The sequence below is a fragment of the Thermodesulfomicrobium thermophilum DSM 16697 genome (assembly GCF_059568695.1).
The window spans coordinates 150,275-170,578 of the sequence record NZ_JCANTW010000012.1 but is presented as its reverse complement, the minus strand read 5'-3'; the positions used below and the strand labels follow the sequence as shown (position 1 = coordinate 170,578).

The following is a 20,304-nucleotide window of genomic DNA, read 5'->3' as shown; positions in this document are numbered from 1 at the left end:
GATATTCGAGGCTCCATGCATTGGCAATCGCTTTTTTCCCACGCTTCTGAGGTGCGCTGCCTGGAAGACGGCATGCTCGTACCAGCTCGTCCGCTAAGCACACTGGCGGACCTTGCCCGCTTCATCGAGCTGGTGCACATGAAGTTTTGCTTGGCCAAGCCCTACGCCGAGACCCCGGACTATCCCTTGGTGGACCCCCGCGAGCTGCTTCCTTCCTTCGAACCTAACCTTTTCGAATACGCAGCGCTCCCGGGATTTTCCATGGTCATCTTCGATCGTCCCTTAAGCCCGTTGGATGAGGTCTTTCAATACGACATCCTTCGCACCTGCCACGACCCCGACGCCGCACCAGCAGGAGATTTCTGCCTCCTGGAAGAAAACATCCACCGCCACAACCAAGAGACCTTCGAACGCCACCTGCCCAAACACCAGCGGGAAGCCTTCCGCGAGGCCACGTCCGCACTCAGCATCGCCGACCCTGCGGCCTACTCCACCCTCATCCAGTTCTTGGGACACATGGACCGGGCACACGTCTTCTCCCGTGATAGCCGCGGGGAATTCTACCTTTCCGGAATCTATGCCTCGTTTCCTTCAGACCTGGACACGGAGCTCAAGCGCTTCGGCCTCAAGATCAAAAAATTCCAGCCCGGCAACAACCGCCTCTACGTGGCCAACCGGGAATTCGTGTACCAATTTCTCATGGAGCTCTACGGCTATCCCATCTCTTCGGAGCGCAAGACCTCGGCTGCCATCTTCGCCCGCCGCCTCCACAAGATGGGCGAGCGCTTTTGCATCAAGGTCCTCGGGCAATCGGACCGTACCATCACCACCCTCATGAGCGACGAGCCCGGCCGCCCCTATCCCCAAGTCACCAAAGCTTGCCTCGTACGCCTCGAAAGCCGCAGCGCCGAAGTCCTCAACCCGCTGGAGCAGGGCGGATATTTCCTCGACCCCCAACGCCGGGTGCTTTTGGTGCGCATCACCTACCGCCAGCACAAATACGACCCCAACAACGTACGCCAAGAGCGCGCCATCTCCGTCTTGCGTCAGGAGATCATCCACCCGCACACCGGGCAAGCCCTCACGGGAATCAACATTATCAAGGACTCGTATACCATGGTCCTCAAGCTCAACGACATCGTGCGCGGAGAGTTCATGGGCCGAGTCCTCTACAAGGGGCGGGAATTGGTGGAAAACACCGAAACCCACGAGAAGCGGCTCAAATTTCTCCACGCCTGGCTCACCAAGCATCAACGCCGCATGGTGGGCTATTCCGACGAGTTCTACGCCTCCATCACCAAGGTCCTTGACTCCTACCTCTTCAACAAAGACTACCTCGATATTTTTTCGACACAACTCAACGCAGTTTACCAAGAGGTCTGGAAACTCTACAGTTTCATCCAGCAAGCACGGCGCGTCAAACAGCTCCAGGATCTCAAAGAAAGAATTTACCGTGGGAAAAAAATTTCCTACAAAGAAATGATCACCTTGGTCGTCAAAATCATCACGGAGTTCAAATTCGAAGCGGTCAACTATTTCCCAGAACTCATGGATAAAACCATTCATTTTGCAGAGCAGATTCTCGCGGACCGCTACCTGATCAAGCGATATATCGCTCCCAAAGACGATGATTTGACGGCAAGCGGACTGCACATCAAAAAATATTACGGCAGGTTGGTTGGCCTCGTAGACGAGCTCAAAGCAATCCGTCGCATCCGCACCACTACATAAAGGAGATTTTTATGGCTGATCTGCATACTTCGCCACTGACTTCCTGGCACCACGCCCACGGCGCCCGCATGGCCCCTTTTGCCGGCTGGGACATGCCCATCCAATACACCAGCATCCTGGAAGAACATCAGCACACCCGCACCCAAGCCAGCATCTTCGACATCTGCCACATGGGGGAATTCTTCCTCTCCGGCCCCGGGGCCACCGACGCCCTGGCGCGCATCGTCACCCACAACCTGGAGACCTTGAAGCCCGGGCGCTGCCGCTACGGCTTCATGCTCAACGACAACGGCGGCGTGCTCGACGACCTCATCGTCTATCGTTTGGCTGCCGACGACTATATGCTCGTGGTCAACGCCGCCACCACGGCCTCGGATTTGGCGTGGATCCGCGAGCATCTGCCACGCGGGCTCACCCTGGAAGACCGCAGCAGCCTCACGGCCAAGATCGACCTCCAGGGCCCCCAGTCCTTTGCCGTGCTCGCGCAGGTCATCCCCGGCACCTGGACGGACCTCGCCTACTTCGCCTTCCGCCCGGTCACCTGGCGCGGAATGGAACTTTTGGTGAGCCGCACCGGCTACACCGGCGAGCTGGGTGTCGAGCTCTACGCCCCCTGGGACCGCGCCCTGGAACTTTGGGAGGCGCTCCTTGAGCACCCCCTGGTGAAGCCCGCAGGGCTCGGGGCCCGGGACACCTTGCGCCTGGAGATGGGCCTCCCTCTCTACGGCCAGGACCTGGACACCGCCCACACCCCGGTGGAGGCAGGCTACGGCGCACTCCTCACCTCGCCGGCGGAGTTCATCGGCAAAAGCGCGCTGCCTTTGGTGCGTGAGCGCCTCGTGGGTCTGGCCCTGGAAGGCCGGCGCAGCGCCCGGCACGGCGACGGCGTGTTGCTGGGCGACCGGGTCGTGGGCCGGGTGACGAGCGGATCATTCGCCCCAAGCTTGGGTCACGCCATCGCCTTGGCCTACGTGACGGCCGAGGCCGCCGATGCGGACGCCTTCACCATCCAAGCAGCTAAGACGCTGCTTTCCGCCCGCAAAGTGGAGCTTCCCTTCTACACCCAAGGAACCGCACGGACCAAGTTGGCATGAACCGCACCCCCTGGGCCTACGCCCCAGCCCACGCCTGGGGAGACACGGTGGAGCTTTGCCCGGACGAAGCCCGGCATCTGGTCGCAGTGCTGCGCCTGCGGCCCGGGGCGATGGTGACGCTCTTTGACGGCGAGGGAAGGAGCGGCCCCTTTGTGCTTGCCCAAACCACCAAAAAGCGCGTCCTGCTTCGTGCGCACGCCGCGCCGACGCTGCACCCACGGCCCCAGGGGCTCATCCTGGCGACAGCCTGGACCAAAGGCGGCCGCCGTGGTTTCATCGTGGAAAAGGCCGTGGAGTTGGGGGGCCAGGGCATCTGGTTTTGGCAGGCCCGTTTCTCCCAAGGGAACATCCCGGAAGACGGGCCCGCCGTCTGGCTGCGCCAGGCCGTGGCCGCAGCCAAGCAGAGCATGACCCCCTGGCTGCCGGAGCTGCGCGCCTTCACCTCCCTGCCCGCATTGCTGGCTGCAGGGGCCGACAGGGCCCGACGTGTACTGCTGTGGGAAAAGGCCCCGGCCTCGGCGGGGATCCGCCTTGCGGATCTCGCCGCGCCGTGCGTGGTGGCCGTGGGGCCCGAAGGCGGACTCGACGACGAGGAAGTGGCGGCCTTCATCCAACACGGGTGGCTCCCCCGCTCCCTCGGCAGCCGAATTCTGCGCGCCGAAACCGCAGGTGTATACGCCGCGGCCCTTGCGCACTATCAGACGGAAAAATCTTCCCTGCCCCCAACCGTCCAGGAGGAATCATGAAACGTCTCGTTGCCGCCCGCATGGATCGATGTATCGGCTGCCACAGCTGCTCGCTGGCCTGCGCCCGCTTGGTCCACAAGCTCCTTTCCTGGGAGCATGCCGGCATCCGCATTTCCTCTTCCGGAGGGCTCACCACGGGCTTCCAGGCGGAAGTCTGTCTGGCCTGCGACCCGCCGCCCTGCGCCGCGGCCTGTCCCACCGGCAGTCTCAAGGCCCGCCCGGGCGGTGGCGTTGTGCGCAACAAAAACCTATGCATCCAGTGTGGCCAATGCGTGCCCGCCTGCCCGGTGGGGGCCATCGCTCAGGACCGCGCGGGCGATATTTACGTGTGCATTCACTGCGGCCAATGCGTGCCGTTCTGTCCGCACGACTGCTTGGAGCTTGCGGAGGTGGAGTCATGAATCCCGTGGTCATCCTCGAAGTACACCTGGACACCGGCACGGCGCGGCTGCGCCGACTGCCCGAGGCCCGCGCCGCCCTCGGCGGATCCGGGCTCGCCGCCACCTTGTTCTCCCAGTACGCCCGGCCCACCGAAGCCTGGGACCATCCGGATCAACCCATCATCTTCGCCATCGGCCCGCTCACCGGCTATTTCCCGCTCATGAGCAAGACTGTGTGCGCCTTCGTCTCCCCGCGCCATGGTGGCTACGCCGAGTCCCATGCCGGCGGCCGCTCGGCCCTGGCGCTGCGCTTTGCCGGCCTGGACGCCCTGGTGCTCGTGGGCCGCGCCCCGCGCCCCAGTGTGGTACACGTGGGAGCGCACCACGTCAGCGTCCAAGACGCCGGCTATCTCTGGGGCATGGACGCCCTTTCCTGCGCCAAGCTCATCCGCCGCCAGCTCTCCGGCTCCGGGCACCGCAGCATCTGGCGCATCGGCGTGGCCGGCGAGCGGAAATCCCCCATGGCCTGCATCAATGTGGATACCTTCCGTCACTTCGGCCGGCTGGGGTGCGGCGCGGCCCTGGGGGCCAAAAACATCAAGGCGGTAGCCGTCACCGGCGAAGACCATCAACCGCTTCCCACAGGCAAAAAGTACGCCGCGCTCTACGCCGACATCTTCCGCGACCTCACGGACACGGAAATGATGCACAAGTACCACAACCTCGGCACGCCGGAAAACCTGGAGCCCTTGGACGCCCTGCAGGCCCTGCCCTGGCGCAACCTCCAAGCCACCTCCAACCCCGAAGCCATCGGCACCATGAGCGGCCAGCACTTCGCGGACACGGCCTTGCTGCGCAACGCCGCCTGCGCGGGATGTCCGGTGGGCTGCGTACACATCGGTTTCGTGCGGGAAAAATTCCTGCCCCAGGACAACCGCTACCTCTACCGCCAGGTGTCCTACGACTATGAACCCATCTTCGCCCTGGGCACCATGCTCGACGTGCGCGTACCCACCGAGGTGCTTGCACTCCTCGACGACGTGGAAAAGGCCGGTCTTGATGCCATGAGTGCCGGCGTGGCCCTGGCCTGGGCCACGGAGGCCATGGAACGCGGCATCATCACCGAGGCGCACACCGGCCTGCACCTGGCCTTCGGCGCGACCCACGCCTACCGGGAGGCCATCGCCCGCATGGCCGAGGCGCGCCAAGAGTTTTGGGCCCACCTGGCCCAAGGTGCCGACGCCGCCGCCCAGGTGTACGGGGGTGCGGACTTCGCCTGCGTACTCGGCCAAGAGATGGCGGGCTACGCCACTGGAGAGACCTTCTTCGTGAGCCAGGCGCTGGGCCTGCGCCACTCGCATCTGGATACCGGCGCCTACAGCTACGACCAGACCAATCCCCCCAAGGACACCGCGGCCGCCGTGCGTTTTCTCGTGGAGGACGAGGCCGAGCGGGTGCTGCTCACCTCCATGGTGGCCTGCCTCTTTGCCCGCAAGGTATACAGCCGCGAACGTCTGGCCGAGTGCCTTGCCGCCACCGGGCAGGAGGATCTGGCGGGCGGTCTGGCCGCCACGGCCCGCACCCTGCAGGCGCGGCGCTGGCAGCAGCGCCTGGCTTTTGGCTTTGATCCCGCGGCCGTCTCCATCCCTCGGCGCTTCACCGAGGTGGTCACCTGGCGCGGCCCCATGGACACCCACTATCTGGCAGAACTCCAAAAGGCCTATGCCCAGGCCATCCGCGCATTGGCCGCGGAGGCGTCGGCATGAAGTATCTCGTCATCGCCCTGGCCGGGGCCTTGGGGGCGCTCAGCCGTTGGGCCCTGGCCGGGGCGGTGCAAGCGCGCTGGACAGGGGCGTTCCCTGTGGGCACCGCGGTGGTGAACGTGTTCGGGTGCTTTCTCTTTGGGCTCATCGCCACATTGCTCGACGAGCGCATGGCGCTTCCCCCGGAAACCCGCCTTGCGCTGCTTACCGGCTTTCTCGGCGCCTTTACCACGTTCTCCACCTTCACCTTCGAAACCATGGCCCTGGTGCGTACCGGCGCGGTGGGGCTCGCTGCCTGCAACGCCGTCGGCCAGGTGATCGCAGGGTTTTTTGGTCTCTACCTGGGCATAGTGCTGGCGCGCATCCTGTAGCGCACCCACCCCGCCCCCCGGAGGTACCGCATGCGCGGTCAGCGAATCCGCATCTATTTCAGTGAAACCGATCGGCATCAGGGCAAACGGCTCTCGGACGTCATCGTGCGCCGGGCCATGGAACACGGGCTCAAGGGCGCGACTCTCTTTCGAGGGCTCATGGGCTTCGGCTCCCGCGGGGTGCGCAACGCCTCCATCCTGCGGCTCTCGGAGAGTCTGCCCTTGGTGCTGGAAGTCGTGGATGCCATCGAGCCCTCGGAGGCCTTTCTCAAGGACATCATCCACCTGGCGCCCCATGTGCTCATCACCCGCGAGGAAGTGGATATCCTGGACTTACGCGCCTTGGTGCCGCAAACCTAGGGCGCGTCCCGTTTCTTCTCCACCATCCGGAGGTCTGTGATGATCCTCACCACCACACCCACTGTGGAAGGCTCCACCATCACCACGTATCACGGCATCGTCACCGGCGAGGCCGTTTTGGGGGCCAACATCTTTCGCGATCTCTTTGCCGGCATCCGCGATATCGTCGGCGGCCGGGCGGCATCGTACGAAAAAGAATTGGACAAGGCGCGCCGCATCGCCCTGGAAGAACTCCACGAAAAAGCCCGCCAACTGGGGGCCAACGCCGTGGTGGGCATCGACATCGACTACGAGACTGTGGGCGCCAAAGGCAGCATGCTCATGGTAAGCGTCAGCGGCACGGCGGTCACCATCCAGGCCAGGGAGCGGTGACGGGTTGGGCGACCTGATCCTCAAAGGATTACGGAAGTCCGTGTCTTGGCCGAGAATGGTCGGTCCCAAAGCCAACGCACTCCCCCCAATCCGGCCCAGATATGCCCCCAAAAGCAAAGGGCCCTGCCCAGCGGCAAGGCCCTTATGATTTTCTTGGTTGCGGAGGGAGGATTTGAACCTCCGACCTTCGGGTTATGAGCCCGACGAGCTACCATGCTGCTCCACCCCGCGTCACGAGAAAGGCATTTAAACATGTTTACAGCGGATGTCAAACCCTTTAGACAAGTTTTTCTATGCACACCGACATTCACACCATTTCTCTTGTGATTCCAGTCTATAACGAGGAAGACAACCTCCCGGAGCTCTACCGGCAATGCCGGGAAGCCCTGGAGGACCTCCCGTATGCATGGGAAATCCTCATGGTGGACGACGGCAGCACCGACGCCAGCCTTGCCAACATCAAGGCCCTTGCCGCAGCCGACCCCAGAGTGCGCTACCTGGCCTTCGACCGTAACCACGGCCAATCTGCGGCCTTTGCCGCAGGCTTTGCCCATGCTGGAGGCGAGGTCATCGTCACCTTGGATGCAGACCTGCAAAACGACCCGGCAGACATCCCCCGGCTTTTGGCGCGCTACGCCGAGGGTGGCGTGGACATGGTCATCGGCTGGCGGGAAAAACGGCAGGACACCTGGGTGCGGCGGAGCGCCTCGAGGCTTGCCAACGCCATCCGCAACGCCCTCACCGGAGAGACCGTGCGCGATACGGGCTGCTCCCTCAAGGTACTGCGCACGGACCTCGCCCGGCGGATCCCCGTATTCACGGGCATGCACCGATTTCTGCCCACACTCATGAAGATGCACGGCGCCCGGGTGGCGGAGATGCCGGTCCACCACCGGCCGCGCACCCGCGGGGTGTCCAAGTACGGCATCTTGGATCGGGCCTGGACCGCCTGGTGGGACCTCTTGGCCGTGCGATGGATGCAGCGCCGCCACGTCTCCTGGCGTATCCGCGAAACCAACCTTCCACCGACGCCCTGATACTCTATGAACTTTTCCACCGAATGGTGGCTTTTGGCCATCGGCTTCACCGGGCAGGCGTGCTTTTTTCTGCGTTTTTTCTGGCAATGGCTGGCGTCCGAACGCCAGAAAAAAAGCATCATCCCGCTGGAATTCTGGTATCTTTCCCTCTTGGGCAGCCTTTTTCTCTTGATCTACGCCGTGCTTCGCCGCGACATCGTCTTCATCGTCGGCCAGTCCACGGGGTTCATCATCTATATCCGCAATCTCGTTCTCATCCGCCGGGAGAAGCGGCTCCACGCGACCTAAAAGACTGCACGAGGACCGAAATCACCAGGCCCACGGCCAGGCCCACGGCAAACCCCGCCAGCACGTCCGTCGGATAGTGCTTGCCAAGGTAGATGCGCGAATAGCCCACAACCCCAGGTAGCCATAGCACGCGCCGCCGCCAGCCGGCCACCGCAAGCAACACCACGGCTGCGGCAGCGGCGTTGGCCGCGTGGGCGGAAGGGAACGACGACTTGCCCGCTCCCGGTGGATTTTCCCAACGCTGCCACCCTTCGTCGCCGTGGGCCCAAACCCCGTGCTCCACGGCGAGCGGCCGGGGGCGATGGGCGATCTTTTTCAGCACCCCGGCGGTCACATCACTCACGCCCACGGCAACGGCCAAGGTGAGCGCCACAACCCCGGCCTGACGCAGACCGCTTCGCCGAAGCGTCCACACCACCGCAGCCACCGCCAAACCCAAGAGCACCACATGGCTGGAGACAAGAGGCATGAGCCAATCCAGCAGCACGAAACGTGCGCCATTGATGGTCCAAAAAAGGGACTGGTCCCAGGAGGCGGAAACGAACATGCAAAACTCCTTCGAGAAATGGCTCTCAAGGCATCAGCCTAAAAAAAAACCGGCCGCCTGACCAGAAGCATACGGCGCCCCCAACACACCGAAGGCGCGCCCCAATCCGCTGGCGCACGCCTTTCTTGACGCATCCGTATTTTGCGGCTAATTTTCCCGTTTACTTTTTTCCAAAGGAGAACTGCGATGAAAAGAACATACCAGCCCAGCACTACCCGCCGGAAACGGACGCATGGCTTTCTCGTGCGCATGCGCACCAAAAATGGACGCGCTGTCATCAACCGCCGCCGGGCCAAAGGCCGTAAACGTTTGGCGGTTTGAGTCTTCCGGCCCGTTTCCGCCTCAAGCGGCGGCCGGACTTTCGCCGGTGCTACGCCCATGGCCGCCGCTTCGTCACGTCGCAATGGGTACTGGTCGTGGTGGTACGGGGTGACACTGGCCCCTGGCGTTTGGGGCTTTCCATCAGCCGAAAGCATGGCGGCGCTGTCGAGCGTAACCGCGCCAAACGCGTGCTGCGGGAGTTTTTCCGCATCCACACCGACGTCATCCCGCGAGGACTCGATATCGTGGTCATCGCCCGGCGTGGCGCGTCACTACGCCAGGTGGATCTGACGGAAGTGCGCCAGGAGCTCCTTCCCGTACTGCCCCGTATCCGCCGTTTTGCAAATCAACAGGACGCATCCGTATGCACCTCGGCCGCGCAGCCGCTCGTATCCTCACCGCGTACCAACGCCTGATCTCTCCCTGGTACGCCCCGTGCTGCCGCTTTATCCCCTCATGCTCCCAATACGCCAAAGAAGCCCTGGAAATCCACGGCCTTGGGCGCGGCAGCCTGCTTGCCGTCCGGCGGCTCTTGCGATGCCATCCCTTGTGCGCCGGAGGAGTCGATCCGGTGCCATCACCCCAAAAGAGAGTGTAAATCATGGACACCCCTCGCGTCATTCTGGCTATTGCCCTATCTCTGGCCGTTCTGGTGGGTTGGAACATCCTTTTTCCTCCCGCACCGCAGACGCCGATCGTCGCCGAAAACCAAACCGCCGCACAGGCGCCTCAAACCGCTGCGAAAACACCGGCGCCGCAGGCGCCCGCCCCAGACGCCCCGATTCCGGCATTCACTGCTGCGGGCAAACGCCTCACCGTGGATACCCCTCGCTACCGGGCGGTGATCAACACCGCAGGCGGTATTCTGGAAAGCTTTACCCTCAAGCACTACACCACCACCATCGCGCCCGACGCACCGGACATCGACCTCGTTTCCCAGGCCTCCCTGGCCAAAGCGCCCCTCGGCATCCTCTGGGACTTGGCCCCCACGTGGACCGGCGCGTGGCAGGTGCAGGGAGGTGATCTCACCCTGAACGCCGCCCAATCGGGCAGCATCCAGCTCTCCACGCGTCGAGGGGACCTCGAGGTCGTGCGCATCCTGCGCTTCCAGGGCGACTCCTACGCCATCCAAGAGGAGATTCGCGTCACCAATCAGGGCAAGGCCCAGGTCAAGGGGCAGCTTTCCGCCACGCTCGCCAGCGCGGGGCTCAGCGCTCCGGACGACCGCTATAACCACACCAAGATCGCCTATTGGACGAACGCCTTGGAGCAAGAAGGCGACGCCAAAGACCTGCAAACCGGCATCGCCTCGGAGCAGCCCGTGCGCTGGGGAAGCATCGACAGCAACTACTTTCTCATGGCAATGGTGCCCACCAGCGGCGACATGTTCCTGCGGGCGAAGCTGGAAGACGGGGTGTACCGCGTGGCCGTGACCGACACCCTGATCGTGGACCCCGGGGTGAGTCAGGTGCGCACCCTCACCTACTACCTCGGCCCCAAGACCGAGGCGGATCTGGCCGCCATGCCCGGAGGGCTTGCCCAGGCCATCCACTACGGATTCTTCGACGTCATCGCCAAGCCCCTCAAGCGCTTCCTGGTCTTTCTCGCGGCCCACACCGGCGGCAACTACGGGGTGGCCATCATCATCCTCACGGTGATCATCAAGATCCTCTTCTGGCCGCTGTCGCACAAGAGCTACAAGTCCATGGAGCAGATGCGCCGCATCCAGCCCCTCATGGCCAAGATCCGGGAAAAGTACGCCGACGACCGCGAAAAGATGAATGCCGAGATCATGCAGCTCTACAAGACCTACAAGGTCAACCCCGCAGGCGGATGCCTGCCCATGCTGCTCCAGATCCCGGTATTCTTTGCGCTGTATCAAGCGCTTTTGGGCGCCATCGAATTGCGGCACGCGCCCTTCATCCCCCATCTGCCGGGGACCGACATCGTATGGCTGGCGGATCTCTCGGCCAAAGACCCGCTCTACATCACGCCGTTGGTCATGGGCGCCACCATGTTCCTCCAGCAGCGCATGACGCCTTCGGCCGCGGACCCCACCCAGGCCAAGATCATGATGGCCATGCCCGTGATCTTCACCTTCCTCTTCTTGAGCTTCCCCTCGGGGCTCGTGGTCTACTGGCTGGTGAACAACGTGCTCTCCATCTTCCAGCAATGGCTGCTCACCCGTTCCGCCAAGCCCGCCAACTAAGGAGCCGCCATGCACCCCTTTCGCGAGTTTCGAGGCAAAAACGTGGATGAGGCCATCCTCCTGGCCTGCCAGGCCTTGGGGGTGGAGCGGGAAGACCTGGAAATCGACATCGTCAGCATGGGGTCCTCAGGCATCTTCGGCCTGGGGGCCAAAAAGGCCGTCGTCCTCGCCCGGCGGCGGCCGCCCGCGGTGCTCGAATCCCTCCACGCAGACGAAGAAGCCACGCCGTCTCTTCAGGATCCCAAACACCCTGAAGACAGTGAAGACGCCTTGGAAGAAGCGCCCGCAGACGAAAGCGAAGACGACGAAGGCGACGAAACCGCTCCCCAAGGCCGTGCGCACTCCCCCGAAGAGATGGAGCGGCTCACCGCCGAGGTAACGCGACTCCTTGCGCCGCTGCTCACCCCCATCTGCGGCACGGCGCCTGCCATCACCGTGCGTCAGGACGACGACGGCATCATCGCGCGCATCGACGACGAAGCGCACAACGGCCTCATCATCGGCCGCGAAGGCCAGACCATCCTGGCCCTGCAATACATCCTCAACCGCATGCTCACCAAGGCATGGCGCGACGCCCCGCGGGTGCAGCTCGACGCCGGGGACTTCCGAGCGCGGCAGATCCAGCGCCTGCGCTCCCTGGCCCAGAACCTGGCGGCGCGGGCCAAGCGTTCCGGCCGCATCCAGAGCACCGGTCCGCTGTCCTCCTTCCACCGCCGCATGGTGCATCTCGCCCTGCGTGACGACACCGAAGTGCGCACCGTGAGCAAAGGCAGCGGCCCCCTGAAACGCGTGCTGGTATGTCCCAACCGACGCCGCACCCCCTAGGCACCGTGGCGGCCATCGCCACCGCGCCGGGTCCGGGGGCCATCGGCATCGTCCGCCTCTCCGGACCCCAGGCGCACGCCATCGGCCGCGCCCTGTTCGAGCCCCAAAGCCGCACCTTCACCGACTTCGAAACGGCCCGGCTCCACCTCGGGCACATCCGCGACCCACGCACCCACGCCGTGCTCGACCAGGCCTTGGTGGTGCTCTTTCGGGCTCCCCATTCCTTTACCGGTGAGGACGTGCTCGAAATCCACGCCCACGGCGGGCCCTTGGTGCTGCGCCACATCCTTGGCGCCTGTCTGGCCCTGGGGGCCGAGCCCGCAGGCCCGGGCGAATTCTCTCGGCGGGCCTTTCTCCATGGCAAGCTGGATCTCGCCCAGGCCGAGGCCATCCAGGAGACCATCGCCGCCACCTCGCCCCTGGCCCTCGCCCAGGCGGAAGACCGCCTCCACGGGCATCTCTCCCAGGCGGTGGGCGCCCTGCGGGACGCGGTCCTTGCCCTGCGGGCCGAGCTCTTGGTGGCGGTGGACTTTCCCGAAGAAGACCTGCCGGAACTGGAGCCGGAGCAGATTCGCCAGCGCGTCCAGGCCGTCCTCGCCCCCATCGACCGGCTTTTGGCCGGGGCGCGGCGCGGGGCCCTGGCCCGAAACGGCGCCCTGGTGGTGCTCGCCGGACGGGTCAACGCCGGCAAATCGAGCCTCATGAACGCCCTCCTCGGCCGGGAGCGGGCCATTGTCAGCGCCCTGCCCGGAACCACCCGGGACGTCTTGGAAGAACCCCTCCTCGTGGCCGGCTTTCCCGTGCGCCTCACCGACACCGCAGGCCTGCGGGCCCAAACCCAGGACCCCATCGAGCACGAAGGCATCCGCCGCACCCAAGACATGCTGCGCGCCGCGGACGTCGTGCTCGTGGTGCTGGACGCCACCTCCACCCCGGACGCCGAAGACCTGTGCCTCATGACCCTGGACAAGCCAAAGCTCGTGGTGGTGACCAAAATGGACCTGGTCTCCCAAGTTCCAGCCTGGGTCCAGGGTCCCCCCTGGAACAGCGCCCCGCAGGTCATGGTCTCCGCCCACACCGGAGCAGGTCTGGATACCCTGGAAGCGGCCCTTGGCCAAATCCTGGAAGCCGAGGCCCCGGAAGGCACGGGGCTCACCCCCAACGAACGCCAGGCCCAACTGCTGCACGCCGCGAGGAACGAACTCACCGAACTCTGCGCCGCCGCAAACGCCCTGCCCGCGGACCTCCTTGCCGTGCACCTGGACGCCGCCGCAGCCCACCTGGCGGCCATCACCGGAGTAGTCACCACGGACGAGCTGCTGGACGCGGTGTTTGCGCGCTTCTGCATCGGCAAATAGTGCAGATACAGGTACAGCTGCCAGGGACCACGAGCTGCCGCAGCCGCGGATGCAAAGCCCCTGGGCTTCCCAACAGCACGCACCTCCAAGCCGTCCGAGCTCAGCGGCCATAGGCAGGCACAAAAAAAAGCCGGGCAGAGCCCGGCATCAGGTTCGCAAAGAGACTTTGTTTACGGCAACGTACAATTGGCCTGATTGTCGGTAATGTTGTAGTTTACAGTGATGCCAGACCAGTTGGCGCTACTACCAGCTACGGTAATTGCACCCGTCGACCCATTCACCGTGAAATCAATATTATTATCCGCAAAATAATTCCCCGTCAAATTCGAACAATTCTGGGTTGTCGACGAGTTAGGATCCTGGGAATATTGCGCCATGACCTCAGACATGCAGCTGCGCAGATCCGATTCACACGCGCTCTTGGCCGCATTTCTTTTGTACTTGGTGAACTGCGGGATGGCGATGGCCGCCAGGATGCCGATAATGGCCACGACGATGAGCAATTCCACCAGGGTAAAACCCTTTTCGCCTCGACGAATCTTCATAGGTCAATACCTCCTCGAAAAAAATGGTGCATCTGGGCGCAGGGGGCGCCGCTTGGGCCACTTTCCTATCCAGAATCGTGCCACAAGCAAAACCCGTTGTTTTTTGAAGCCCATGGACGCGCGGCCCGGTGGCGAATGGGCTCGCGCCCTGGCGGCATCCGCCCATTTTGGGCAGACAAGTGCCCATTTTGGTCCATCCATCCCCCCATCCCTTGACTTCCCCGGTCCATGCTCTACAACGGGGCACCATCGGGACTGACTTTCGCAACCCCTACTCCAAAAGGAGACCTTCCATGGCCTACCGTACCATGAGTTCCGCACCCAGCGTGGCCGCCACCAACGCCTTTTTGCGTGGCGTGTATCATTGGATGACCGCAGGCCTGCTCGTGACCGCCTTGGTGGCCTACGGTGTTGTCACCAGTCCGGCCGTCGCCGGCATCATCTTTGGCTCGCCCCTGGTGTTCTGGGGCCTGGTGCTCGGCGAATTGGGCCTGGTTTTGGCCATTTCCGGCGCAGTGCACCGCATGAGCGCCGGCACAGCCACCGGACTCTTTCTCCTCTACAGCGCCCTCAACGGCGCCACCTTGTCCGTCGTGCTGCTTGCCTACTCCGGGGCAGCGGTGTTCAAGGCCTTTCTCGTCACCGCCGGCACCTTCGGGGTCATGAGCATCTACGGCGCCACCACCCAGCGGGACCTCTCCGGCATGGGGAGCTTTCTCTTCATGGGGCTTGTGGGCATCATCCTGGCCTCGGTGGTGAATATCTTCATGGCCAGCCCCGCGGTGGACTTCGTCATCAGCGCGGTCGGGGTGCTCGTGTTCACCGGGCTGACGGCCTACGACACCCAGATGCTGCGCCAGATGGGCGAGACCGCACCCATGGACGACGCCCTGGCCGTCCGCCGCGGCACCATCCTCGGCGCTCTGCGGCTCTACTTGGATTTCATCAACCTGTTCCTCATGCTGCTGCGCTTCTTTGGCGGTTCGCGCGACTGATGTCCCGCTGGCAGCAGGCTTTCTTGGCGCTGGCGCATCCTGCAAGCCAGGCGTACGGCGCTGCCCTACGTATCCGGGCCCAGGCGTATCGCCGGGGCCTTCTTCGTTCCTGGCGGCCGCCGGTGCCCTGCATCAGCGTGGGCAATATCCGCCTGGGCGGCACCGGCAAGACGCCGATGGTGGCCTGGTTGCTCACCTGGGCCAAGGAGCAGGGCCTTACGCCACTGGTGCTCACCCGCGGGTACCGCTCCCGACCGCCGTTTCTCCCCTACCCCGTCACTCCTGCCAGCCCGGTGGACGAGGCCGGCGACGAACCCCTGCTCCTTGCCCAGCACGCGCCCTGGGCGCGCATCATGGTGGATCCCAACCGGGTACGGGCCGGACGCAAGGCCCTGGCGGAAAGCCCCTTCGACCTCATCATCCTCGATGACGGGTTCCAACACCTCCGCGTCCAGCGCGACGTCGACCTTTGTCTGCTGGCTCCCAGCGATCTGGATGCGGATTGGAACCGGGTGCTGCCTGCCGGCCCCTGGCGGGAAGACGCCTCGGCCCTCGCCCGGGCCCACGCCTTTCTCGTGGGCTGTGAGGCCGTGGACGAAGAGATGCTCGACGTACTCTCCCGCCTGCGCCTGGGGACCCAGCGCCCCATCTACCGCGTGGAGTTCCGCATCCCCGCCGCCCGCCAGATGCACGGTACGGAAAAACGCACCCGTCTCCACAACACCCGCGCCCTCTTGGTCACCGGCGTGGCCCGGCCTGGACGGGTGTGGCGCCTTTTGCAGCGGGACTTGGGCGTCCACCCCTTGGGACACCTCACTTTTCCGGACCATCACCCCTTTTCAGCCTCGGACTGGCAGTATATCCAGGAAACCGCCACCCGCCTGCACGCGGAGATCATCCTCGCCACCGGCAAAGACGCCGTGAAACTGGCGCCCCTTGCGGACGAGCGGCTCTGGATCTTGGACCTTACCGTGGATTTTTCCCCCATTACCGCACACCCGCCCTTTCCCCAATGGATCACCGAGCGCTGGCGTGCGCAGGAGCATACGTGACCTTGAAACTGACGAAAAAGACGCTTCTTGCCTGGATCAAAGAGCAAAAAACACCGGTGCGGCGGCGCCATATGGCGGAGTTCTTCACCGCCGGCCTGACCGGCAAAGCCGCGGCCGCCCGCAAGGACCTTCTTCGCACCCTGCTTACCCAACTGACGGAGGAAGGGTCGGTGGTGCCTGTAGGCCGAAGCTACCTGGCTGCCGAAACCTTGCCGAGCTTTGTAGCGGTCCTGGAGATCCGCCGCAGCGGCCACGGCGTGGTCCGCCACCCCGAGGAAGGGACCATCTCCATCATGCCTGAAGACTTGGGCGACGCCTGGCCCGGAGACCTGGTGGAGGTGATCCTGCTTGCCGAGCGCCGGGAGCTGCGCGGCCGGGTGCGCCGGGTCATGGAGCGGCGGCAAACCCAGGTTCCCCTGGTGTTGGAGCGCAAGCTCTCCTTCGGCCTGTGGCTCGCCCGGCCCACGGACCCGCGCATGCCCTTTGTGGCCCATGTGCGCACCGCGCACGTGTCCGCCGCTGCCGGCGACATGGTCCTGGGCGAGGAACCCGCCCCTTTGGGCCCGCGACTGTGGCGCTTTGACGCCACCACCGTACTCGGCGCCGAAGCGCGGCTTTCCACCCAAGAGGCCATGGTGAAGCTCGTGCACGCCATCCCGCAGTCCTGGCCCGAAGCGGCCCTCACCGAGGCCGAGGCCTTGCCGGAAAACCCCAGCGACTGGGAGGGACGCACCGACCTGCGCGGGCTTTCCCTGGTCACCATCGACGACGAGCGCGCCCGGGATTTCGATGACGCCATCTTCGTGGAAGAAACTGCAAACGGTTTCCGCCTCGTGGTGGCCATTGCCGACGTGGCCCACTACGTGCGCCCCGGCTCCGCCCTGGACACCGAGGCGCAAGAGCGCGGCAATTCCTACTACTTTCCCTTGTCCGTGGAGCCCATGCTCCCCGAACGCCTCTCCAACGGCCTGTGTTCCCTGCGGCCAGGGGTCCCCCGTCTGGCCATGGCCGTGGATCTTACCATCAGCCGCGACGGCGAGCTCATGGCCGCGCACCCGCTGGAGGCGGTCATCCAAAGCGCGGCCCGGCTCACCTACACGGCGGTGCAGCGCTTCGTGGACGGCGAAAAGGACGCCGTGCCGCCCCAACTCCACCCCATGATCTCCGCGGCCGCCCGCCTCACCCAGGTGCTCTGGCGCCAGCGTCTCTCCCGCGGCACCCTGGATCTGGACATCCCCGAAGCGGTCATCCGCGAGGCCGAAGACGGCACCGTCACTGTGGCCAGCCGCCCCCGGCTCTTTGCCCACCGCATCGTGGAAGAGTGCATGATCGCCGCCAACGAGGCCGTGGCCCGCATGCTCGAAGACCACCACCGGGTCTTTCCCTACCGCATCCATCCGGCCCCGGACCCGGCCAAACTGGAGGCCCTCTTCACCCACCTGGTGGGAAGCGGCATCATCGCCGAGGTCCCACGCGTCCTCGACCTGCGCGCCCTGCAAAATCTCCTGGCCGCCGTGCGCGATACCCCCCACGAAGACCTGGTACACCGGCTGGTTCTGCGCTCCCTCATGCAGGCCGCCTACGCCCCCACCAACGAGGGCCACTTCGGTCTGGCCTCGGCCGCCTATTGCCACTTCACCTCTCCTATCCGGCGCTACGCCGACCTCCTCACCCACCGCGCCCTCAAGGCCCTCATCCACAATAGACCCGACCCCTTTGCCGTGGAGAGTCTTGCGCGCCAATGCGAGGCCCTGGGCGGGTGCGAACGCCGCGCCACCGAAGCAGAGCGGGACATGGCCAAACGCGCCGCCATCTTGGCCCTGCAGGGCCGCGAAGGAGAGGTCTTCGAGGCCGTGGTCTCGGGTGTAGCGGAATTCGGCTTTTGGGTGGAGCTGGCGGGCATCCCCGTGGACGGCATGGTGCGCCTGGCCACCCTCTCGGAATTTTGGAGCTTCGATGCAACGCGCCACGAGCTCCTCGGCACCCGCTCGGGCCGGCGCATCGGCCTGGGAGAGCGCCTCCAAGTGGCCCTGGTGGAGGCAAACCTCGCCCGGGCGGAGCTCAATTTCACCCTGGCCCACGAAGGCCCCCGCGCGGCGTCTTCACGCCCAAGACCCCAAGGGCCCAAAGGCCCGCGCCCCAAACGGAAAACACCCCGGCGCCGCCGGCGCTAGCCCCATCCGGAGGATCCCATGCCATCGCTTGCCGTCACCGACCCCAATGCCCTGTGGAATTTTGCCGTCACCCCCGGCATGGGGTTTGACGGAGTCGTGGAGGTCCACGCTGGGGGATACAAGGGCACCGGCGCCCTTTTGCCAGACGGCCGCCACGTGCTCACCGCCGCCCACGTGGTGGAAGAAAACGGCGAGATCCTGTGGCCCATCCACATCGAGGTGGACACCCTGTGGGGCGGCACATCCATCGAGGTCCACGGCGTGGCCGTGCACCCCCTGCTCGATCTCACCAACGAAAACCACGATCTGGCCATCCTGGAGCTCTCCAGCCCCGCACCGGTGACGGCCGAGCGCTACCCCATCTACCGGGAGGGCGACGAACTGGGCCGCACCTTCACCCTGGTGGGCTACGGCAATCCCGGCACCGGGCTGACAGGGGAAATCAATAGCGGCCCCGAGAAACTCTGGGGCCTGAACCGCTTCGACGCAGACGTGGCCGCGTTGAGCGCCAAGGGACTCGTGGCCTGGACCCCCAAGCCCGGGGTGCAGCTCGCCGCGGACATGGACAGCGGAAGTGCTCTGCGCGACGCCTTGGGGCGACTGCTCGGCGTCTCGCATCTGGGCCTGGGGGACTTGGAAGCCATCATCACCCCAGGAGACAGCGGCGGGCCGGCCTTCGTGGACGGGAAGATCGCCGGCGTTGCCAGCTACGGGGCAAGTCTTTGGACAAGCTCGGCGCACCCGGACATCGACCATACGGCCAACGGCTCCTTTGGGGAGGTGGCGGGCTGGCAGCGGGTCTCCGCCCACCAGCAATGGATCGACCAAACGCTGCGCGCCACCTGCCACGACGCCCCCACCCGGCCGGAAGAGGTGGTCCAAAGCGTTGCCGAGGGCGACCATGGCACGACGCTCGTATATTTTCTCGTCCAGTTCTTGGGCGAGCGCCAAGATCCGCAAAGCTGGGTGAGCGTGGACTTCGCCACGCGGGACGGCTCGGCCACGGCCTTCGAGGATTACCTGCCCGTGTCCGGACGTTTGGTGCTCTACCCGGGCGAGGACCACGCCGTGATCCCGGTGGAAGTCATCGGCGATACGGTCCCCGAAGGCTCGGAAACCTTGTACCTCGACGTATTCAATCCCCAGGGGGGCAGCTTCGGTCCCGGAGTGGTGCAGCTCACGGCCATGCGCACCATCCTCGACGATGACTTTTGGGCCTGACCCTCTAATACACCTTGCGCTGAGAAAACCCTCGGCCGAGCACGTTCAACGTGTTCTCCACGATGACAAAGGCGTTGGGATCCACGGAAAAGATGATCTCTTCCAGGCGCTTTTGCTGCACGGTATTCACCACGGTCAAAATGACCTTCTTGGGCGCCCCGCTATAGCCACCTGCGCCTTCGAGCAATGTCAGGCCCCGATGGATGTTTTGGAGGATGGCTTGGGCAATAGCCTGATGATGATCGGAAATGACAATGACCAGCTTGCGCTGGTTGAACATGCCCACCACCGCATCCACGGACTGAGCGCTCACGAACACCATGACCAGAGAGTAGAGGATGCGGTCCAGGTCGCCCAACAGCAGCCACCCCAAGGTGAATACGGCGAGATTGCTGGCAAAGCTCACCTGGCCGATGCGCAGACCAAAACGCTGATGCAGGATCACGGCGATGATATCCACCCCGCCCGAAGAGCCCAAGGAGCGCAGACAGAGCCCAGAGCCCACGCCTAAAAGCGCCCCTCCGGCGATGGCCGCCAGCATGGGGTCCTGAATGGGAAAGGGCCGGTGGAACACTTCCAAAAGCACCGTGGTGGCGAGCATGCCATACATGGTGTAGAGGATGAAACGACGGCTCACCCAGAACCATCCTGCCAAGGCAATGGGAATATTGAGCAGGAACAACCATTGCCCTGGAGTCACCCCAGGAAAAAGGTAAAAGAAAATCAGGCTGAGGCCGGAAATCCCCCCAGTAATGAGCCCATGGGGGACCGCCGCTCCTTGCACAGCCAATGCAATACCCAGGGCCCCCAGGGTGAGCAGCATCAAATTCCACCAGACCGAATATGTAACATGGCGTACTTGCATGATGACAACCTACCAGCACCGCACACGAAAGTCCAATACTCCTGAGAAAA

General features: G+C 64.3%; 23 protein-coding genes and 1 tRNA gene. 20 read left to right on the top strand and 4 right to left on the bottom strand.

What is annotated here, in order from left to right; genetic code table 11:
• Positions 1–15 precede the first annotated feature (15 nt).
• The 8 genes from BR00_RS04460 to BR00_RS04425 are packed head-to-tail and all read left to right on the top strand — an operon-like array spanning position 16 to position 6,817.
• Positions 16–1,731: a hypothetical protein gene (locus BR00_RS04460; RefSeq protein ID WP_496476416.1), complete on the top strand. Its 1,716-nt coding sequence runs from the start codon at positions 16–18 to the stop codon at positions 1,729–1,731.
• A gap of 11 nt (positions 1,732–1,742) precedes the next feature.
• The gene (gene gcvT, locus BR00_RS04455; protein ID WP_496476415.1) at positions 1,743–2,825 is read left to right on the top strand and encodes a glycine cleavage system aminomethyltransferase GcvT; all 1,083 of its coding nucleotides are present in this window, start codon (positions 1,743–1,745) and stop codon (positions 2,823–2,825) included.
• Positions 2,822–3,571: an RsmE family RNA methyltransferase gene (locus tag BR00_RS04450; protein ID WP_496476414.1), complete on the top strand. Its 750-nt coding sequence runs from the start codon at positions 2,822–2,824 to the stop codon at positions 3,569–3,571. The genes gcvT and BR00_RS04450 overlap by 4 nt, the downstream gene beginning before the upstream one ends.
• A complete protein-coding gene (locus BR00_RS04445; RefSeq protein ID WP_496476413.1) occupies positions 3,568–3,972 on the top strand; it encodes a 4Fe-4S dicluster domain-containing protein in 405 nt (134 codons plus the stop codon). The genes BR00_RS04450 and BR00_RS04445 overlap by 4 nt, the downstream gene beginning before the upstream one ends.
• The gene (locus BR00_RS04440) at positions 3,969–5,717 is read left to right on the top strand and encodes an aldehyde ferredoxin oxidoreductase N-terminal domain-containing protein (protein ID WP_496476412.1); all 1,749 of its coding nucleotides are present in this window, start codon (positions 3,969–3,971) and stop codon (positions 5,715–5,717) included. The genes BR00_RS04445 and BR00_RS04440 overlap by 4 nt, the downstream gene beginning before the upstream one ends.
• Positions 5,714–6,085, top strand: a complete 372-nt coding sequence (crcB, locus tag BR00_RS04435; protein ID WP_496476411.1) for a fluoride efflux transporter CrcB — start codon at positions 5,714–5,716, stop codon at positions 6,083–6,085. Before BR00_RS04440 ends, crcB begins: the two co-directional genes overlap by 4 nt.
• Before the next feature lie 30 nt (positions 6,086–6,115).
• A complete protein-coding gene (locus BR00_RS04430) occupies positions 6,116–6,445 on the top strand; it encodes a DUF190 domain-containing protein (RefSeq protein ID WP_496476410.1) in 330 nt (109 codons plus the stop codon).
• Positions 6,446–6,484: 39 nt separating this feature from the next.
• The gene (locus BR00_RS04425) at positions 6,485–6,817 is read left to right on the top strand and encodes a heavy metal-binding domain-containing protein (RefSeq protein WP_496476409.1); all 333 of its coding nucleotides are present in this window, start codon (positions 6,485–6,487) and stop codon (positions 6,815–6,817) included.
• A gap of 154 nt (positions 6,818–6,971) precedes the next feature.
• On the opposite strand, the gene BR00_RS04420 is transcribed toward BR00_RS04425, so the two are convergent.
• Positions 6,972–7,048, bottom strand: a tRNA-Met gene (locus BR00_RS04420).
• Between the two features lie 62 nt (positions 7,049–7,110).
• Here BR00_RS04420 and BR00_RS04415 point away from each other — a divergent pair.
• Positions 7,111–7,854 carry a glycosyltransferase family 2 protein gene (locus BR00_RS04415; RefSeq protein ID WP_496476408.1) on the top strand — a complete coding sequence of 248 codons (744 nt, stop codon included), beginning with the start codon at positions 7,111–7,113 and terminating at the stop codon, positions 7,852–7,854.
• Between the two features lie 6 nt (positions 7,855–7,860).
• Entirely contained in the window at positions 7,861–8,142 is a 282-nt protein-coding gene (locus tag BR00_RS04410; protein ID WP_496476407.1) for a lipid-A-disaccharide synthase N-terminal domain-containing protein, read from the top strand.
• Here BR00_RS04410 and BR00_RS04405 read toward each other — a convergent pair.
• Complete coding sequence (locus tag BR00_RS04405; protein WP_496476406.1) at positions 8,108–8,689, bottom strand: phosphatase PAP2 family protein; 582 nt, start codon at positions 8,687–8,689, stop codon at positions 8,108–8,110. The two genes, BR00_RS04410 and BR00_RS04405, sit on opposite strands and share 35 nt — an antisense overlap.
• Before the next feature lie 186 nt (positions 8,690–8,875).
• On the opposite strand from BR00_RS04405, the gene rpmH reads away from it, so the two are divergent.
• From rpmH to mnmE, 6 genes are read left to right on the top strand one after another with little or no spacing between them, the layout of a single operon-like run.
• A complete protein-coding gene (rpmH, locus tag BR00_RS04400; RefSeq protein ID WP_281750826.1) occupies positions 8,876–9,010 on the top strand; it encodes a 50S ribosomal protein L34 in 135 nt (44 codons plus the stop codon).
• Positions 9,007–9,426 (top strand): ribonuclease P protein component, encoded by a 420-nt coding sequence (gene rnpA / locus BR00_RS04395; RefSeq protein WP_496476405.1) that lies wholly within the window; start codon positions 9,007–9,009, stop codon positions 9,424–9,426. The genes rpmH and rnpA overlap by 4 nt, the downstream gene beginning before the upstream one ends.
• On the top strand, positions 9,375–9,608 hold the full coding sequence (gene yidD / locus BR00_RS04390; protein WP_496476404.1) for a membrane protein insertion efficiency factor YidD: 234 nt from the start codon (positions 9,375–9,377) through the stop codon (positions 9,606–9,608). Before rnpA ends, yidD begins: the two co-directional genes overlap by 52 nt.
• A gap of 3 nt (positions 9,609–9,611) precedes the next feature.
• Positions 9,612–11,219 carry a membrane protein insertase YidC gene (yidC, locus tag BR00_RS04385; protein WP_496476403.1) on the top strand — a complete coding sequence of 536 codons (1,608 nt, stop codon included), beginning with the start codon at positions 9,612–9,614 and terminating at the stop codon, positions 11,217–11,219.
• 9 nt (positions 11,220–11,228) lie between these two features.
• Complete coding sequence (locus tag BR00_RS04380; protein WP_496476402.1) at positions 11,229–12,044, top strand: Jag family protein; 816 nt, start codon at positions 11,229–11,231, stop codon at positions 12,042–12,044.
• Positions 12,017–13,402 carry a tRNA uridine-5-carboxymethylaminomethyl(34) synthesis GTPase MnmE gene (mnmE, locus tag BR00_RS04375; protein WP_496476401.1) on the top strand — a complete coding sequence of 462 codons (1,386 nt, stop codon included), beginning with the start codon at positions 12,017–12,019 and terminating at the stop codon, positions 13,400–13,402. Before BR00_RS04380 ends, mnmE begins: the two co-directional genes overlap by 28 nt.
• A gap of 170 nt (positions 13,403–13,572) precedes the next feature.
• On the opposite strand, the gene BR00_RS04370 is transcribed toward mnmE, so the two are convergent.
• Positions 13,573–13,947 (bottom strand): type II secretion system protein, encoded by a 375-nt coding sequence (locus BR00_RS04370; RefSeq protein ID WP_496476400.1) that lies wholly within the window; start codon positions 13,945–13,947, stop codon positions 13,573–13,575.
• Between the two features lie 293 nt (positions 13,948–14,240).
• On the opposite strand from BR00_RS04370, the gene BR00_RS04365 reads away from it, so the two are divergent.
• From BR00_RS04365 to BR00_RS04350, 4 genes are read left to right on the top strand one after another with little or no spacing between them, the layout of a single operon-like run.
• Complete coding sequence (locus BR00_RS04365) at positions 14,241–14,942, top strand: Bax inhibitor-1/YccA family protein (protein ID WP_496476399.1); 702 nt, start codon at positions 14,241–14,243, stop codon at positions 14,940–14,942.
• Complete coding sequence (gene lpxK, locus BR00_RS04360) at positions 14,942–15,994, top strand: tetraacyldisaccharide 4'-kinase (protein WP_496476398.1); 1,053 nt, start codon at positions 14,942–14,944, stop codon at positions 15,992–15,994. The genes BR00_RS04365 and lpxK overlap by 1 nt, the downstream gene beginning before the upstream one ends.
• On the top strand, positions 15,991–18,168 hold the full coding sequence (locus BR00_RS04355) for a ribonuclease R family protein (RefSeq protein ID WP_496476397.1): 2,178 nt from the start codon (positions 15,991–15,993) through the stop codon (positions 18,166–18,168). Before lpxK ends, BR00_RS04355 begins: the two co-directional genes overlap by 4 nt.
• Positions 18,169–18,186: 18 nt before the next feature.
• On the top strand, positions 18,187–19,389 hold the full coding sequence (locus BR00_RS04350; RefSeq protein WP_496476396.1) for a trypsin-like serine protease: 1,203 nt from the start codon (positions 18,187–18,189) through the stop codon (positions 19,387–19,389).
• Between the two features lie 4 nt (positions 19,390–19,393).
• Here the strand turns inward: BR00_RS04350 and BR00_RS04345 are convergent, their stop codons facing one another.
• Complete coding sequence (locus BR00_RS04345; RefSeq protein ID WP_496476395.1) at positions 19,394–20,254, bottom strand: YitT family protein; 861 nt, start codon at positions 20,252–20,254, stop codon at positions 19,394–19,396.
• Positions 20,255–20,304 lie beyond the last annotated feature (50 nt).

Excerpts from the sequence above, each read along its gene's own strand:
- gcvT (WP_496476415.1), top strand. The coding sequence starts at position 1,743 with ATGGCTGATCTGCATACTTCGCCACTGACTTCCTGGCACCACGCCCAC.
- mnmE (WP_496476401.1), top strand. The coding sequence starts at position 12,017 with ATGTCCCAACCGACGCCGCACCCCCTAGGCACCGTGGCGGCCATCGCC.
- lpxK (WP_496476398.1), top strand. The coding sequence starts at position 14,942 with ATGTCCCGCTGGCAGCAGGCTTTCTTGGCGCTGGCGCATCCTGCAAGC.
- BR00_RS04370 (WP_496476400.1), bottom strand. The coding sequence starts at position 13,947 with ATGAAGATTCGTCGAGGCGAAAAGGGTTTTACCCTGGTGGAATTGCTC.
- BR00_RS04350 (WP_496476396.1), top strand. The coding sequence starts at position 18,187 with ATGCCATCGCTTGCCGTCACCGACCCCAATGCCCTGTGGAATTTTGCC.
- yidD (WP_496476404.1), top strand. The coding sequence starts at position 9,375 with ATGCACCTCGGCCGCGCAGCCGCTCGTATCCTCACCGCGTACCAACGC.
- BR00_RS04445 (WP_496476413.1), top strand. The coding sequence starts at position 3,568 with ATGAAACGTCTCGTTGCCGCCCGCATGGATCGATGTATCGGCTGCCAC.
- crcB (WP_496476411.1), top strand. The coding sequence starts at position 5,714 with ATGAAGTATCTCGTCATCGCCCTGGCCGGGGCCTTGGGGGCGCTCAGC.
- BR00_RS04425 (WP_496476409.1), top strand. The coding sequence starts at position 6,485 with ATGATCCTCACCACCACACCCACTGTGGAAGGCTCCACCATCACCACG.
- BR00_RS04410 (WP_496476407.1), top strand. The coding sequence starts at position 7,861 with ATGAACTTTTCCACCGAATGGTGGCTTTTGGCCATCGGCTTCACCGGG.
- yidC (WP_496476403.1), top strand. The coding sequence starts at position 9,612 with ATGGACACCCCTCGCGTCATTCTGGCTATTGCCCTATCTCTGGCCGTT.
- BR00_RS04380 (WP_496476402.1), top strand. The coding sequence starts at position 11,229 with ATGCACCCCTTTCGCGAGTTTCGAGGCAAAAACGTGGATGAGGCCATC.
- BR00_RS04415 (WP_496476408.1), top strand. The coding sequence starts at position 7,111 with ATGCACACCGACATTCACACCATTTCTCTTGTGATTCCAGTCTATAAC.
- BR00_RS04365 (WP_496476399.1), top strand. The coding sequence starts at position 14,241 with ATGGCCTACCGTACCATGAGTTCCGCACCCAGCGTGGCCGCCACCAAC.
- BR00_RS04440 (WP_496476412.1), top strand. The coding sequence starts at position 3,969 with ATGAATCCCGTGGTCATCCTCGAAGTACACCTGGACACCGGCACGGCG.
- BR00_RS04450 (WP_496476414.1), top strand. The coding sequence starts at position 2,822 with ATGAACCGCACCCCCTGGGCCTACGCCCCAGCCCACGCCTGGGGAGAC.
- BR00_RS04405 (WP_496476406.1), bottom strand. The coding sequence starts at position 8,689 with ATGTTCGTTTCCGCCTCCTGGGACCAGTCCCTTTTTTGGACCATCAAT.
- BR00_RS04345 (WP_496476395.1), bottom strand. The coding sequence starts at position 20,254 with ATGCAAGTACGCCATGTTACATATTCGGTCTGGTGGAATTTGATGCTG.
- BR00_RS04430 (WP_496476410.1), top strand. The coding sequence starts at position 6,116 with ATGCGCGGTCAGCGAATCCGCATCTATTTCAGTGAAACCGATCGGCAT.
- rpmH (WP_281750826.1), top strand. The coding sequence starts at position 8,876 with ATGAAAAGAACATACCAGCCCAGCACTACCCGCCGGAAACGGACGCAT.
- BR00_RS04460 (WP_496476416.1), top strand. The coding sequence starts at position 16 with ATGCATTGGCAATCGCTTTTTTCCCACGCTTCTGAGGTGCGCTGCCTG.